Annotated in this window: 15 protein-coding genes; 10 read left to right on the top strand and 5 right to left on the bottom strand. The window is 61.2% G+C overall.

The window, feature by feature from the left end; genetic code table 11:
* Positions 1 to 41 precede the first annotated feature (41 nt).
* The 3 genes from radC (at position 42) to NKJ88_RS11885 (ending at position 2,198) form a co-directional block, all read left to right on the top strand.
* The gene (radC, locus tag NKJ88_RS11875) at positions 42 to 809 is read left to right on the top strand and encodes a RadC family protein (protein WP_352444117.1); all 768 of its coding nucleotides are present in this window, start codon (positions 42 to 44) and stop codon (positions 807 to 809) included.
* Positions 810 to 1,006: 197 nt separating this feature from the next.
* Positions 1,007 to 1,405 (top strand): RidA family protein, encoded by a 399-nt coding sequence (locus NKJ88_RS11880; RefSeq protein ID WP_023701658.1) that lies wholly within the window; start codon positions 1,007 to 1,009, stop codon positions 1,403 to 1,405.
* 172 nt (positions 1,406 to 1,577) lie between these two features.
* Positions 1,578 to 2,198, top strand: a complete 621-nt coding sequence (locus NKJ88_RS11885) for an isochorismatase family protein (RefSeq protein ID WP_023751542.1) — start codon at positions 1,578 to 1,580, stop codon at positions 2,196 to 2,198.
* 25 nt (positions 2,199 to 2,223) lie between these two features.
* On the opposite strand, the gene NKJ88_RS11890 is transcribed toward NKJ88_RS11885, so the two are convergent.
* Positions 2,224 to 3,138: a LysR family transcriptional regulator gene (locus NKJ88_RS11890; protein WP_023701662.1), complete on the bottom strand. Its 915-nt coding sequence runs from the start codon at positions 3,136 to 3,138 to the stop codon at positions 2,224 to 2,226.
* Between the two features lie 160 nt (positions 3,139 to 3,298).
* Between NKJ88_RS11890 and NKJ88_RS11895 the strand changes: the two genes are divergently transcribed.
* The 7 genes from NKJ88_RS11895 (at position 3,299) to NKJ88_RS11925 (ending at position 9,749) form a co-directional block, all read left to right on the top strand.
* Positions 3,299 to 3,940: a glutathione S-transferase family protein gene (locus tag NKJ88_RS11895; protein WP_027050354.1), complete on the top strand. Its 642-nt coding sequence runs from the start codon at positions 3,299 to 3,301 to the stop codon at positions 3,938 to 3,940.
* A gap of 132 nt (positions 3,941 to 4,072) precedes the next feature.
* Positions 4,073 to 4,999, top strand: a complete 927-nt coding sequence (locus tag NKJ88_RS11900; protein ID WP_352444118.1) for a DMT family transporter — start codon at positions 4,073 to 4,075, stop codon at positions 4,997 to 4,999.
* A 228-nt stretch (positions 5,000 to 5,227) separates the two neighbouring features.
* Positions 5,228 to 6,112: a cytochrome c oxidase subunit II gene (locus NKJ88_RS11905; RefSeq protein ID WP_023667661.1), complete on the top strand. Its 885-nt coding sequence runs from the start codon at positions 5,228 to 5,230 to the stop codon at positions 6,110 to 6,112.
* A 22-nt stretch (positions 6,113 to 6,134) separates the two neighbouring features.
* Positions 6,135 to 7,904 carry a cytochrome c oxidase subunit I gene (ctaD, locus tag NKJ88_RS11910; RefSeq protein WP_352444119.1) on the top strand — a complete coding sequence of 590 codons (1,770 nt, stop codon included), beginning with the start codon at positions 6,135 to 6,137 and terminating at the stop codon, positions 7,902 to 7,904.
* The gene (locus NKJ88_RS11915) at positions 7,901 to 8,605 is read left to right on the top strand and encodes a cytochrome c oxidase subunit 3 (RefSeq protein ID WP_023688233.1); all 705 of its coding nucleotides are present in this window, start codon (positions 7,901 to 7,903) and stop codon (positions 8,603 to 8,605) included. Before ctaD ends, NKJ88_RS11915 begins: the two co-directional genes overlap by 4 nt.
* A 13-nt stretch (positions 8,606 to 8,618) precedes the next feature.
* Positions 8,619 to 9,341 (top strand): heme-copper oxidase subunit III family protein, encoded by a 723-nt coding sequence (locus NKJ88_RS11920; protein WP_023667664.1) that lies wholly within the window; start codon positions 8,619 to 8,621, stop codon positions 9,339 to 9,341.
* A gap of 9 nt (positions 9,342 to 9,350) precedes the next feature.
* Positions 9,351 to 9,749 (top strand): cytochrome C oxidase subunit IV family protein, encoded by a 399-nt coding sequence (locus tag NKJ88_RS11925; protein ID WP_023729894.1) that lies wholly within the window; start codon positions 9,351 to 9,353, stop codon positions 9,747 to 9,749.
* A 62-nt stretch (positions 9,750 to 9,811) separates the two neighbouring features.
* Here NKJ88_RS11925 and NKJ88_RS11930 read toward each other — a convergent pair whose 3' ends face one another.
* From NKJ88_RS11930 to tig, 4 genes are all read right to left on the bottom strand, one after another.
* Positions 9,812 to 10,633 carry a DUF2189 domain-containing protein gene (locus tag NKJ88_RS11930; RefSeq protein WP_023667666.1) on the bottom strand — a complete coding sequence of 274 codons (822 nt, stop codon included), beginning with the start codon at positions 10,631 to 10,633 and terminating at the stop codon, positions 9,812 to 9,814.
* Between the two features lie 179 nt (positions 10,634 to 10,812).
* Positions 10,813 to 11,745: a heme o synthase gene (locus NKJ88_RS11935; RefSeq protein ID WP_023667667.1), complete on the bottom strand. Its 933-nt coding sequence runs from the start codon at positions 11,743 to 11,745 to the stop codon at positions 10,813 to 10,815.
* Positions 11,746 to 11,898: 153 nt separating this feature from the next.
* Complete coding sequence (locus tag NKJ88_RS11940) at positions 11,899 to 12,279, bottom strand: c-type cytochrome (RefSeq protein ID WP_023667668.1); 381 nt, start codon at positions 12,277 to 12,279, stop codon at positions 11,899 to 11,901.
* A gap of 260 nt (positions 12,280 to 12,539) precedes the next feature.
* Positions 12,540 to 14,012 (bottom strand): trigger factor, encoded by a 1,473-nt coding sequence (gene tig, locus NKJ88_RS11945; protein ID WP_352444120.1) that lies wholly within the window; start codon positions 14,010 to 14,012, stop codon positions 12,540 to 12,542.
* Positions 14,013 to 14,296: the final 284 nt, after the last annotated feature.

The raw sequence follows: 14,296 nt of genomic DNA on the forward strand, positions 1-14,296 counted from the left end.
TCTAATCTGCCGTCGAAGCCTTCGGGGAGTGTGGGGGATGGATGGGGAACAGCGGTGACGACGAACGGGGGTTCTTCTCCGAGCGGTGGCTTGAACCACCGGCGAAGGACAAGGCACCAAGAGACAAATCGACGGAGAAGCCACACTATCACGGCCATCGCGACCGTTTGCGCGAGCGCTTCGTTGCCGGCGGCGCGGACGCCCTGCCCGACTACGAACTTCTCGAACTGCTGCTGTTTCGCCTGATCCCGCGCGTCGACACCAAGCCGATCGCCAAGGCCCTCTTGGCGCGCTTCGGCACTTTTGGCGAAGTGCTTGGCGCACCGGTGGCGCTGCTGCAGGAGGTGAAGGGCATCGGCCCCGCCGTGGCGGTCGACCTGAAGGTGATTGCCGCTGCCGCGCAGCGCATGGCGCGGACCGAGGTTCGCGACCGCGAGGTGCTGTCCAACTGGACGCAGCTTCTTGCGTACTGCCGCTCGGCGATGGCGTTCGAGAACCGCGAACAGTTCCGCATCTTGTTTCTCGACAAGAAGAACGTGCTGATCGCCGACGAGGTACAGCAGGTCGGCACCGTGGACCACACGCCGGTCTATCCGCGCGAAGTGATCAAGCGCGCGCTGGAACTATCGGCCAGCGCCGTCATCCTGGTGCATAATCACCCATCAGGTGATCCGACACCATCGCGTGCGGACATCGAAATGACCAAGCAGATCATCGACAGCGCCAAGCCGCTCGGCATCGCCGTCCACGACCACATCATCATCGGCAAGAAAGGCAACGCCTCGATGAAGGGCCTGCTGCTGATCTGAGCCTGATGGGCGCCGGTGCCGTCATCCCAAACGCCACCGCTCGCGAGCCAATCAGCAACATTCCGGCTTGGCTCAAACGCCCACGCTTGCGGTGTAGAAGTGATATTGCGACGGAAGCGCCCGCTTCGGCGACAATGTCGTAGACTCGCGAATACGAAGCAGCCAGTTCCCGTCAACCATTGCAGGAGATCTATTCAATGACGCTCGAATGCATAAATCCAAATGATCTGCCGATTCCGGAAATGTACTCCCAGGTCGTCGTTGCGACAGGAAGCAAGCTGGTGTTCGTCTCGGGCCAGCAGCCAGAAGACATACACGGCAAGCTCGTTGGCCATGGTGATTTCGCAGTCCAGGCGCGCCTGGCGTTCGGGAATCTCGGCCGAGCGCTTGCTGCCGCCGGCGCTCGGCCTGAGCAAGTCTGCAAGATGACGATCTACATCGTCGATTACAAACGCGACGAACACGTGCCGATCATCGAAGCGGCCCAGATCGAGCTGTTCGGCGATCACAAGCCAGCAAACGTGGTGGTCGGGATAGCTGTAATGTCTCCCGGCTACCTGATAGAGATCGATGCGATCGCGGTCATCGACCCGTAGGCCAAGCGAGGACGCGTCAAGTCGCCCAAACAAATCCCGGAACTCGCTGCGAGATTGCCACGACCTTGATCTCTCCATCCATCCACGATCACATCGTCATCGGCAGGAATTGCGATGTCTCGATGAAGAGCCTGCTGCTCACCTGATCAACGTCGGAAACAGGAAACACGCAATGCCCCAGCCCGGCGACGAACCATGGCCGTTCGACAAGCAACGCGCAGCCCTCCTGGTCATCGACATGCAAAGCGACTTCGTCGATGAGGGCGCCGTCATGGAAGTGGCCATGGCCCGCCATCGCATTCCGGCGATGCGGCAGGTGGTCGAGCTTTGCCGCGCGCAAGGCGTCCCGGTGATCTACACCCAGCATGTGCTCAGCGACCATTTCGATATCTCGCCGCTGGAAACCAGCTATCAGCCGAAGCTGAAAACCAAAGGCATGCGGGAAGGCAGCGCCGGCGCCGAAATCGTCGCCGCGCTTGCGCCCTTGCCTGGGGATGTCGTCATCAAGAAGCACCGCTACGATGCCTTCCACAACACGCAGCTCGAGACCGTGTTGCGCAACATCCGTGGCGCAGGCCGGGTCGACACGGTGATCATCATCGGCACCGTGACCAGCATCTGCTGCGAATCCACCGCGCGGAGCGCCTTCATGCGCGACTACAAGGTGGCTTTCATCAGCGACGCCAATGGCGGACTGGACGAGGCATCGCACAATGCAACCCTCGACATCATAGGCAAGGTGTTCGGGCGCGTGATGACGGTTGCCGAGCTTGGGAACCTGTTGCGGAGTTGAACCCCAGCGTCAGCTGGCGTGCGTCTCAAGCTCCGGCGCCGAGCCTGCCCTCAAGAAGGTCGCGCCGCTGCTGCAATTCGCCGGAGACGAATTTGGTGAAGGCGTGGACGCGCGCCGTGCGGCGCAAATCGTCGTGCACCAGCACCCACAGCGCCGAGCCGATCTCCTCGATCAGCCCTCCGACCCTTACAAGCCCGGGCAGGCTGTCGCCGAGATAACAGGGCAGCGCCGCAACCCCGATTCCGGCGCCCGCCGCATGCGACATCGTCACCAGGGAATCGGCGCGTATGGCGATCTCGACATCGGGCAGCGACGACCGCATCCAGCGGGCGACGCCGGTGTTGGCCAGGCTGTCGTCGGGCGCGATCCAGCGCAGCGCACCCAGTCTCGGCTCCGGGGGTAGCGTTTCGGCATAGGAACGTGTCGCGTAGGCGGCGAAGGCGACGCCCGAAATGCGCCGGCCGACCAGGATTTCCTGCGGTTGCGACACCGGCCTGATCGCCACGTCTGCATCCCTTTGCGTCAGGTTGGCGATGGAATTCTGCGTCATCGCCTCGACCCGTATGCCGGGATGGAGCTTATGAAACGCCGCCAGGATCGGCGGCAGCACCGATGCCATCAGCGTATCGGTGGTGGTGACCCGCAACCTGCCTTCGAACCTGAGATCCTGCCCCGACAGTTTGCGCGCCAGTTCATTGACCGTCTCGGCCATTGTGCGTGCCGCGCCCAGCAGTTCCTCGCCGCCCGCGGTGAGGGCATAGCCAGTCGGCAGCCGATCGAAAAGGCGGATACCCAGCCGCGCCTCGAAGGCGTTGACGCGCCGCAGCACAGTCGTGTGGTTCACGCCTAGGATCCGAGCCGCCGCCGCCAGCGAAGCGCCATCGGCGACGGCCAGCACCATGCGCAGATCTTCCCAGTCGATATCGCGTGAGCTGTGCATTCTTGCAGAAAGATAAAAGAAAGCGCTGCGCTCTGCGAGTCAAAATGACGCTTCGCTGTGCAAAAACGCAGAGTAAGCGGGCGAATCGGCATGTCGATCTGCGCATGCACGCACGCCATATGGAGTCCGACGACAAAAGAAACAGTCGCGGAGAAGAGCCATGACGCCGATAGAACTCTACACCTGCCAGACACCCAACGGGCACAAGGCCTCGATCATGCTGGAAGAGGTCGGCCTGCCCTACTCGGTCCGCTTGGTCGACATCGAAAGGGGCGACCAGACCAAGCCTGATTTCCTGGCGCTCAATCCCAACAACAAGATCCCGGTGATCGTCGACCGGGACGCCGGCCGCACGGTCTTCGAATCCGGCGCCATCCTACACTACCTGGCGCGACGGTCGGGCAAGCTTCAGCCGGTGGGCGCGCAGGAGGCGGACGATACGCTGACCTGGACCTTGTTCCAGGCGGCCCATGTCGGCCCGACGCTTGGCCAATTGTGGAATTACAAAATCTTCGCGCCGGAAAAAATCCCTTATGTGATCGAGCGTTTTGAGCGCGAAACCGGACGCGTCTTCCGAGTGCTCAATAGCCGGCTCAAGAACTATGAGCACATCGTCGGCAAAAGCTACGGCATCGCCGATGTGATGACATGGCCATGGATCAACGCGGCCGTCACCAGGCTCGGCCTCAGCCTCGATGACGCGCCAGACCTGGCGCGTTGGTATGCCGCCATAGGCCGACGCTCCGCAGTTGTCAGAGGCATTGCCGTTCCCGCCCTGCCCGAAGCATCGGCTGCCGCTTAGATCATGATGAGATTTGGTTGAAATCTCATCATGACCTAACCCTTTGTTGGAGCATGATCTTTTCCAAAAACCGGCACCCACTTTTTGGGATCATGCCCTAGCCGCCGCACCCCGCATTCAAGGAATACGATCGTGGAAATCCTCTTCGTCCCTCTGGCGCTTGTCGCCGGTGGCCTGCTTGCGGTGCAAGCCGGCGCCAATGCCCAACTTTCAAAGGCGGTCGGCTCACCCTTTGCCGCGACCACGCTTCAGCTCGCGGTCGGCGCCATCGTGCTGTTGTCGATCACGGCCCTCACCGGAACGACACCGGCTCTGCTTGCCGTTCGGCAAGCCGAATGGTGGCATGCGATCGGCGGCATGGCTTCGGCCTTCTATGTCGTTTCCACCATTCTTCTGTTCCCTCGCCTTGGCGCCGTCGTGTCCGTCGGGCTCTTCATCGCCGGGCAGATGCTTGCATCCTTCGCCCTCGACACGTTCGGCTGGCTCGGGATCCCCGAAGCAGGACTGCGAGCCGGGCCTGCCTTTGGCATGCTGGTCGTGCTTGCCGGTGCTGCCCTCATCGTTCTGGGACAGAAGGGCGCGGCGGACAATCTGGCGCCCTCGAAACCAGGGTGGATCGGACTGGCGCTGCTGGCAGGCGCCGTGCTTCCGGTGCAAGGCGCTGTAAACGCTTTGCTTCGGCACGACCTTGGCGGCGCGCCGTTTGCGGTCGGCACCATTTCATTCCTGGTGGCGATGCTGGCCATGGCCGCGGTGCTTCTGATCGCGCTTGCCCCGACGAAGACGCCCCGCCCTCGCCTCGCCGGCCTGTCGTCGATGCCCTGGTGGGGCTGGCTCGGAGGTTTTGCCGGCGCCACCTATGTCACGACCGTGTTCACCGCCATCCCCGTCATCGGAGCGGCAGCTGCCGTCAGCCTGACGGTGGCCGGCCAGCAGGTCGCCGGCATCTTCGTCGACACCTTCGGCTGGTTCCGCCTGCCGCAGCGGCTTGTCTCCGGCATGCGGCTCGCCGGCGTCGTGCTGCTTTTGGCCGGCTGCATCATCATCAAGGCGCTTTGATCCCGCTGGAACAAGGCAAGCCGAATCAAACCAGCCCCTGCCCTCCCTGATTTGGGGGGTCAGGTGTCGCTCCGGCGTCACCAACGAAGCAAGGTCCGGGCGCCGCAGAAGCAATTTTTCGCTCCTTCCACAACCGGCTCTAGAATTTCGATCGCAAATCACGCATGATGCACTTGGTATTTTCCCGGGACGGCTTCGCGCCCCCTGAAATACCGGGAGGAACGGGACATGCCCATAGTGGTTGTACTCGTTTTGATCGTCGTGGGCTCGGTGTTGTTCCACTTCCTGAGCCCATGGTGGTGGACTCCGATTGCCTCGAATTGGGACTATATCGACAACACCATCATCATCACCTTTTGGATTACCGGCGTCGTCTTCGCCGCGGTCGTCCTATTCATGGCCTATTGCGTTTTCCGCTTCCGCCACCGCGAAGGCAACCAGGCGGCCTACGAACCGGAGAACAAGCGGCTCGAATGGTGGCTGACGATCGTCACCGGAGTGGGTGTTACCGCCATGCTGGTTCCCGGCCTGTTTGTCTGGAGCCGGTTCGTCAACGTTCCAAGCGACGCAACCGTGGTCGAAGTCGTCGGCCAGCAATGGCAGTGGAGCTTCCGCTTGCCCGGCAAGGACGGCAAACTCGGCACATCCGACACCCGCGACGTCACCGCTGAAAATCCGCTGGGCGTGATCGCCAAGGATCCCAGCGGCCAGGACGACGTCGTGGTCGAAGCGGCCGACCTGCATCTGCCGGTCGGCAAGCCGGTCAAGATGCTGCTGCGCTCGATCGATGTGTTGCACGATTTCTACGTTCCGGAATTCCGCGCCAAGATGGACATGATACCGGGCTCGGTCACCTATTTCTGGTTCACCCCCACCAAGACCGGGACCTTCCAGGTTCTGTGCGCCGAACTGTGCGGCCAGGGGCACCCGATGATGCATGGCATCGTCATGGTCGATACCGAGCAGGACTATGTGGCCTGGCTCGACCAGCAGCAGACGTTCGCGCAGTTGTCGGCGCCGCAGCAGACGGGCTCGGTGGAACAGGCGCCGGGCAACGCGACGGCGTCAGCTCTAGAAGTTGCGGCAAAACTCGAAACTGTCGGGTCCCGCTGAAGGGCACGGAGGTGCTCCGCCTATGGTCGATATCACGCCTGCAGATGCCGTCCCGCCCGCCGAAGTCGCGGAAATGGAGCTTTACCATCCGCACAGCTGGTGGACGAAGTATGTCTTCTCGCAGGACGCCAAGGTCATCGCCATCCAGTATTCGGCGACCGCAACGGCCATCGGCCTGGTCGCGCTGGTGCTGTCCTGGCTGATGCGGCTGCAGCTCGGCTTCCCCGGCACGTTCGATTTCATCACCCCCGAGGCCTACTACCAGTTCATCACCATGCACGGCATGATCATGGTGATCTACCTGCTCACCGCACTCTTCCTCGGCGGCTTCGGCAACTACCTGATCCCGCTGATGGTCGGCGCCCGCGACATGGTCTTTCCCTATATCAACATGCTGAGCTACTGGATCTACCTCCTTGCCGTGCTGGTGCTGGTGTCGAGCTTCTTTGCGCCCGGCGGACCGACCGGCGCCGGCTGGACGCTCTATCCGCCGCAAGCCATCATGACCGGCACACCTGGCGGCCAGGAATGGGGCATCATCCTGATGCTCGTCTCGCTGATCCTGTTCATCATCGGCTTCACCATGGGCGGTCTGAACTATGTCGTGACGGTGCTGCAGGCCCGCACGCGCGGCATGACGATGATGCGCCTGCCGCTGACCGTCTGGGGCATCTTCACCGCCACCGTCATGGCGCTGCTCGCCTTTCCGGCGCTGTTCGTCGCCTGCGTGATGATGCTGCTTGACCGCGCGCTTGGAACCTCCTTTTTCATGCCCGCGGTCGTCGAGATGGGGGAACAGCTACAGCACAATGGCGGCAGCCCGATCCTGTTCCAGCATCTGTTCTGGTTCTTCGGCCACCCGGAAGTCTACATCGTGGCGCTGCCGGCCTTCGGCATCGTCTCCGATCTGATCAGCACGCATGCGCGCAAGAACATTTTTGGCTACCGGATGATGGTCTGGGCCATCGTTGGCATCGGCGCGCTGAGCTTCGTGGTCTGGGCGCACCACATGTATGTCAGCGGCATGCACCCCTATTTCGGCTTCTTCTTCGCCACCACGACACTGATCATCGCCATCCCGACGGCGATCAAGGTCTACAATTGGGTGCTGACGCTGTGGCGGGGCGACATCCATCTCACCATACCGATGCTGTTTGCCATGGCTTTCATCGTCACCTTCGTCAATGGCGGGTTGACCGGGCTGTTTCTCGGCAACGTCGTCGTCGACGTCCCGCTGTCGGACACGATGTTCGTCGTCGCTCACTTCCATATGGTCATGGGTGTTGCTCCGATCGTCGTCATCTTCGGCGCGATCTACCACTGGTACCCGAAGGTCACCGGCCGGATGCTGAACGAGACGCTCGGCCGGTTCCATTTCTGGGTCACATTTCTCGGCGCCTACCTGATCTTCTTTCCCATGCATTACATCGGCCTGATGGGCGTGCCGCGGCGCTATGCCGAACTGACCGACGTGACGGTCATGACGGAGTCAGCGCATCACCTGAACTCGTTCATCAGCATCATGGCGTTTATCGTCGGCTTCGCCCAGATCGTCTTCCTGTTCAATCTTATCTGGAGCATCCGCCATGGGCGCGAGGCCGGTGGCAATCCATGGCGAGCCACGACACTCGAATGGCAAACGCCGCAGACGCCACCGGCGCATGGCAATTTCGGCAAGGATCTGCCGATCGTCTATCGCTGGGCCTATGACTACAGCGTGCCGGGCGCCAAGGAGGACTTCATTCCGCAAAACATGCCGGGCACGTTCGGCCCCTCCAGGGAGCCGGCATGAGCGTCATCCTGGTCTTCCTTCTCGTGATCGCCGGCTTTGCCGGCTGGTGGCTCTCGCATCAGCGGCTGATGGCGAAACCATGGCTCGAGCAAGGTGTGGCAGGAGATTTTGTCGCCTTCGACCGATCGAGCCTGCCGACCGCCAAGATTGGCCTCGGTGTCTTCCTCGCCGTGGTCGGCTGCCTGTTTGCGCTGTTCACCAGCGCCTACTTCATGCGTATGGCGCTGTCGGACTGGCAGCCGCTGCCCATCCCACGCCTGCTCTGGCTCAACACCGGCATGCTGGTGCTGAGCAGCGTTGCCCTGCAATGCGCCTCGATCGCGGCGCGCAAGCGCCAGATGGACACGGTCAGGCTCGGCCTTGCCGCGGCTGGGCTCACCGCGATCGCCTTCCTCATCGGGCAGCTCATGGCATGGCGGGACCTGACCGCCGATGGCTATTTTCTGGCCTCCAATCCGGCCAACAGTTTTTTCTACCTGATAACCGGGATGCACGGCCTGCATATAGTGGGAGGGCTGGTGGGCCTGGGCAGGACAACCGCCGGCGCCTGGAACGGGGCACGGCCGGAACGGCTTCGCCTCAGCGTCGAATTATGCGCCATGTACTGGCATTTCCTGCTTTTCGTCTGGCTCGCCATCTTCGCTCTTTTAGCCGGCTGGGCCGCGACGTTCATCGATATTTGCCGGCAGTTGCTGACCTAGGAGGTCGAGGAGCATGGCAGAAACGACACTGACGCATACCGGCCAAACGGAGACGCGGCCCGCAGGCTGGCAAGGCATTGCCGCCGACTGGTCCTCGGATCAGCGCGCGTTCAAGAACGTGTCCTGGGGCAAGGCCATGATGTGGATCTTCCTGCTCAGCGACACCTTCATCTTCGGCTGCTTCCTGCTCTCCTACATGACCGCGCGCGTCTCCACACGTGTGCCGTGGCCCAATCCGAGCGAGGTCTTTGCGCTTCGCATCGGCGGTTCGGACATTCCACTGATCCTGATTGCCATCATGACCTTCGTGCTGATATCGAGCAGCGGAACGATGGCCATGGCGGTCAATTTCGGCTATCGCCGCGACCGCCGCAAAACCGCAATCCTCATGCTTCTGACGGCAGCGCTAGGAGCCACCTTCGTCGGCATGCAAGCCTTCGAATGGACCAAGTTGATCACCGAAGGGGTACGGCCGTGGGGCAATCCCTGGGGCGCGGCACAATTCGGCTCGACTTTCTTCATGATCACCGGCTTCCACGGCACGCATGTGACGATCGGGGTGATCTTCCTCATCATCGTGGCGCGAAAGGTCTGGCGTGGAGACTACGACGTCGGTCGTCCCGGCTTCTTCACCAGCCGCAGGGGTCGCTACGAGAACGTCGAAATCATGGGGCTCTACTGGCATTTCGTCGACCTGGTCTGGGTGTTCATTTTCGCATTCTTCTATCTTTGGTGAGAGGCTGACATGGCTGAAGCAACCGCAAACGGCCTCGGGCAACACGCGCTGCACTCTGATCATGCGCATGAAGGGCCATCGACCGGCGTCGCGGAGGTTCATCAGGAACATCCGATCAAGCTCTATCTGGTGGTCTGGGCATGGCTGTTCATCCTCAGCGCCTGCTCCTACATGGTCGATTATCTCGGCATCCACGGCTATCTCAGATGGTCTCTGATCCTGATCTTCATGATCCTCAAGGCCGGGCTGATCGTCGCCGTGTTCATGCACATGGCCTGGGAGCGGCTGGCCCTGACCTATGCGATCATCCTGCCGCCGCTTCTGATATTTGTGTTCGTGGCGATGATGCTCTTCGAAGCGGACTACACGCTTCTCACCCGGTTGTCCTTCTTCGGACCGGGGCCCTGACGCACAGCTTCATCTCCGGTCAAAGACCGGAGATGAAGCTTCCCATCAGCTGATCTGCAGGGTCAGAGGCCGACCCGCGTCGGGGACGATGGCGGCTCCACAACCTTTCGGTAGACATGCCAGGTGGCGTGACCCAGGATCGGCAGCACGACCGCCAGCCCGGCAAACACCGGCAGCGAGCCTATGATCAGGGCGACGGCGACAATCAGTCCCCAGACAGCCATGGGGATCGGGTTCGCCAGCACCGCTCGCACCGATGTGTGGATGGCTTCGTAGGCGCCGACGTCGCGGTCGAGCAGCAATGGGAAGGCGACAACCGTCGTGCACAACACCACCGCGGCGAAGACGAAGCCGATGGCGTGCCCCAGGACAATCAGAGACCAGCCGCGTCCGGTGGCAAATATTTCATTGATGAAGCCCGAAATCGATACAGGCGGAGCCGGGCCGAAGAGATATTCGTAGAACACCTGCGCCGCCAAAAGCCAGGCGATGAAGATTGCAACCAGCATGATCCCGACTGCGGCGATGGCTGGCAGGGCCGGAGAATTCCTGACCTCGAAAGCGTGCGTCCAGGAGGTGTCGAGCCCGGCTTCTCGTCTGCGGCTGATCTCATAGAGGCCGATCGCCGCGAATGGACCTATCAGCGCAAAGCCGGACACCAGCGGAAACAACATCGGCAACGCATTGGCGCCCGAAGTCCAGGCAGCGAGCACCACGCCGACAAGCGGATAGATCAGGCAGAGAAAGACGATGTGCGACGGTTTGACCATAAAATCGTCAACACCGCGCTTGAGCGCATCGAATAGATCGGAAACGCTGATTTTTCGGATTTTGGTGTGTTCCAGCGTTTCGCTGGCGCCTGCAATCACGTGAAAACTTGTCATGCCCGTTCCTCCAGACCAGGTCCGGCAAGGTCGCGGTTTCACGGTGCTGCCGTTCTGCATGACTGGCCACGCGAACCGCGACCTGCACCGCAATCAATATACTCCATTGACTGGAGCTTGTCGCCCGTTCTTACAAAAGGCTCCCGGAAGGCGAGGTTTCCGAACACAGCGTCATGCCGTCACCCTCCGGCTGACATGAACGCGCGTATCGCGATGGTATCGGCAAGCAGCACGGCAAAGATCGCGAAAAGATAGAAGATCGAATAGGCAAACAGCGCCTTGGCCGGCTTCATCTCCTTGTCGAGGACGACCAGGGCGTTCCAGGCATGCCAGATGAAACCCGAGCCCAATGCAGCCGAAACAATCCCATAGACCCCGCTCGTGAATCCGAACGCCCAGGGCAGCACGCCGATTGGTGCCAGGAGCAGTGAATAGGCGAAGATCTGCCTTCTGGTCGAGGCCTGGCCGGCCACGTTCGGCATCATCGGGATGCCGGCAGCGGCATAGTCGCCGGCCTTGAACAGTGCGAGCGCCCAGAAATGCGGCGGCGTCCACAGGAAAATGATCAGGAACAGGATCAGGCTTTCAATGCCGATGGCGCCGGTGGCCGCTGCCCAGCCGATCATCGGAGGAAGCGCACCCGCCGCGCCGCCGATGACGATGTTCTGCGGCGTCGAGCGCTTCAGCCACATCGTATAGATGACGACGTAGAAAAAGATGGTGAAGGCCAGCAGTGACGCGGCAAGCCAGCCCACCAGCACGCCGAGCGTCATGACCGAAAGTGCGGAAAGCACCAGGCCGAAGCCGAGGGCTTCGCCCGCCGTGACGCGGCCCGACGGAACCGGCCGCTTTGACGTGCGCGACATCAGCGCGTCGATGTCGGCGTCGTACCACATGTTGAGCGCGCCGGCCGCTCCCGCTCCAACCGCAATCGCACCTATGGCGATCACGGCGATGACCGGGTTCATCGCGCCGGGCGCCACCATCAGACCGACGAAGGCGGTAAAGACGGCAAGGGCCATGACCCGAGGCTTCAAGAGCGCAAAGAAATCACTGGCCGTCGCTTCCGAGAGGCGGACGCCGGTATCCTTAAGGCTTTCCTTGACCGACATTTGAGACGACCATCGATGGAAACCGGGCAGCCTAGAGCAATTCCAGAAAGAGCGTATGCGGTTTTCCGTCCGGAATTGCGTAAGAACAAAGAGATCGAGCGGATCGCCGTTTCCGTGAGACGGTGAAACGCTCTGGCCGGCCGACGAGCCAGGTTACGGGGAAAATTGCTTCAGATAGGCGATGACGTTGGCGACGTCCTCGTCCTTCTTGAGACCGGGAAACGCCATCTTCGTCCCTTTGACCATTGCCTTGGGGTCGTGAAGATACGTCGTCAGTGTCGGTTCATCCCATTTGACGCCGGATGTGCCGGCCGCGATCATGGCTTCGGAATATTTGAAATCCGGATGCGTGCCGGCCGTCCGGCCGATAACGCCATGCAACGAAGGGCCTATCTTGTTGGTATCTTGGTCTGCGACGTGGCAGACCTTGCATTTGGTGAAGACCTTCTCGCCCGCCGCGGCGTCCTGTGCCCGCGATGGATTGGCGATGAAAGTTGCAACGGAAACGACGGCGAAAAACGCAACCAAGCGCATGGCATTCCTCCCTGATCGTCAAATTTGCCTGAGACGGTCTGCACATGCCGGTAGCACCAGCATGCGCCCTGCACGGCAGAATAGATTCTCCGCTCCTCCCCAGATGGAATTGCGGCACTTGTGTACCACAGAATCTGGCCGGTAGGTAGAACAGGTCGACCGTACAAAGGTTCAGGTGGGCTGCGGTGGCTCAAGGCACATCCGCCACAACGAAAAAGGCCGCCTCGAGGGCGGCCTTTTCTGATCTTGTCGTCAGGCGCTTATTCGGCGTCCTTGGCGGCCTTCTTCTTCGGGGCTGCCTTCTTCTTCGGCTCTTCCGCGTCGTCGGCCTTTTCAGCCTTGTCGGCCTTCTTGGCAGCGGCCTTTTTCGCCGGCTTGGCCTTGGCTGTATCCTCTTCGTCGTCAGCCATCAGCTCTTCCTTGCTGACCTTGACGTCGGTGACCGAGATCTGGCTGAGCAGATGGTCGACGACCTTCTCCTCGAACATCGGCGCGCGCAGCGTGTTCAGGGCTTCCGGATTGCTGCGATAGAACTCGAAGGCTTCCTGCTGCTGGTTGGCCGGGTAGCGGCGCACCTGCTCGAACAGGCCGCGCTGCAGTTCCTCGTCGGAAACGGTGACGCCGGCCTTCTCGCCGATCTCGGCCAAAACCAGGCCGAGACGCACGCGGCGCTCGGCAAGCCGCAGATATTCGGCGCGTGCCTCTTCTTCCGTCGTCTCCTCGTCGGCGAAGGTACGGCCGGCGGCTTCGAGATCGCGGTTGACCTGGGTCCAGATGTTGTTGAACTCGGCATCGACGAGCTTCGACGGCGCCTCGAACGAATAGGCCGCGTCAAGCTGGTCGAGCAGCTGGCGCTTGACCTTCTGGCGGGTCATCGAACCGAACTGGTTCTCGATCTGGCCGCGCACCACGTCGCGCAGGCGCTCCAGCGATTCCAGGCCGAGATTCTTGGCCATCTCGTCGTTGATTTCCAGCGCGCCGGGCTTGGACACTTCCTTGACGGTGACGTCGAAGGTGGCTTCCTTGCCGGCCAGATGCGCTGCCTGGTAGTTTTCCGGGAAAGTGACCGTGACCTGCTTCTCGTCGCCGGCCTTGGCGCCGATCAGCTGGTCCTCGAAGCCCGGGATGAATTCCTTGGAACCCAGAACCAGCGGCTGGTCGGTGCCGGCGCCGCCGGAAAAGGCCTCGCCGTCGATCTTGCCGAGATAGTCGATCAAAACGCGGTCGCCTTCGGCGGCCTTGCCGGTCTTCGGCTCGAAGCTGCGCGCCGATTCGGCAACGCGCTGGACCTGCTCGTCGATCTCGCTGTCCGGCACTTCGAATACCTGGCGCGTCACCTTGATGTCGGAGAAATCCTTGATCTCGATCGCCGGGATGACCTCGTAGTTGAGGCGGAATTCGAAGTCGGCGCCGCCGGCCAGGATCTTCTCGGCCTCTTTCTCGTCTTCCGTCATGATCACTTCAGGCTGCATGGCGGCCTTTTCGCCGCGCCCCGTGATGATCGAACGGGTCGAATCGTTGAGGATTTCGTTGACCACTTCGGCCATGAACGACTTGCCGTAGACCTTGCGCAAATGCTGCACAGGCACCTTGCCGGGACGGAAGCCGTTGATGCGGACCTTGTTCCTGGCGTCGGACAGCCGCGCCATCAGCTTGGCTTCCATATCACCGGCCGGCACGGTGATCTTGATCTCGCGCTTGAGACCGGAGTTGAGCGTTTCGGTGACCTGCATCGTAAAACCTTTATCTTCACCAAAGAGGCTGCCACGGCGTCTTGCCGTTCACAGCCTGCCGGTACAATCTTGCCGGGAATGGCTTTTGGTACGGAACCTGGCGATTTGACCGAAATTACGGCTCAAATTGTTCCAAACTGCGTTCCAAGATGTGAATAAGTTCTTGTTTTTCCTACTTCTTATCACATTCTGCAGAAGCGGATCGGCGCGTCCCGTCACATTTGACACGCCTTTTGTCACAGGCGAGGCCAATTTTCAACCATCTTCGCGTTGCAGCGAATGAC

This window comes from Mesorhizobium sp. M0016, from assembly GCF_040324035.1.
GTDB lineage: Bacteria > Pseudomonadota > Alphaproteobacteria > Rhizobiales > Rhizobiaceae > Mesorhizobium.

Coding starts and splice junctions, on each gene's coding strand:
- radC (WP_352444117.1), top strand. CDS start 42: ATGGGGAACAGCGGTGACGACGAACGGGGGTTCTTCTCCGAGCGGTGG.
- NKJ88_RS11880 (WP_023701658.1), top strand. CDS start 1,007: ATGACGCTCGAATGCATAAATCCAAATGATCTGCCGATTCCGGAAATG.
- NKJ88_RS11885 (WP_023751542.1), top strand. CDS start 1,578: ATGCCCCAGCCCGGCGACGAACCATGGCCGTTCGACAAGCAACGCGCA.
- NKJ88_RS11890 (WP_023701662.1), bottom strand. CDS start 3,138: ATGCACAGCTCACGCGATATCGACTGGGAAGATCTGCGCATGGTGCTG.
- NKJ88_RS11895 (WP_027050354.1), top strand. CDS start 3,299: ATGACGCCGATAGAACTCTACACCTGCCAGACACCCAACGGGCACAAG.
- NKJ88_RS11905 (WP_023667661.1), top strand. CDS start 5,228: ATGCCCATAGTGGTTGTACTCGTTTTGATCGTCGTGGGCTCGGTGTTG.
- ctaD (WP_352444119.1), top strand. CDS start 6,135: ATGGTCGATATCACGCCTGCAGATGCCGTCCCGCCCGCCGAAGTCGCG.
- NKJ88_RS11915 (WP_023688233.1), top strand. CDS start 7,901: ATGAGCGTCATCCTGGTCTTCCTTCTCGTGATCGCCGGCTTTGCCGGC.
- NKJ88_RS11920 (WP_023667664.1), top strand. CDS start 8,619: ATGGCAGAAACGACACTGACGCATACCGGCCAAACGGAGACGCGGCCC.
- NKJ88_RS11925 (WP_023729894.1), top strand. CDS start 9,351: ATGGCTGAAGCAACCGCAAACGGCCTCGGGCAACACGCGCTGCACTCT.
- NKJ88_RS11930 (WP_023667666.1), bottom strand. CDS start 10,633: ATGACAAGTTTTCACGTGATTGCAGGCGCCAGCGAAACGCTGGAACAC.
- NKJ88_RS11935 (WP_023667667.1), bottom strand. CDS start 11,745: ATGTCGGTCAAGGAAAGCCTTAAGGATACCGGCGTCCGCCTCTCGGAA.
- NKJ88_RS11940 (WP_023667668.1), bottom strand. CDS start 12,279: ATGCGCTTGGTTGCGTTTTTCGCCGTCGTTTCCGTTGCAACTTTCATC.
- tig (WP_352444120.1), bottom strand. CDS start 14,012: ATGCAGGTCACCGAAACGCTCAACTCCGGTCTCAAGCGCGAGATCAAG.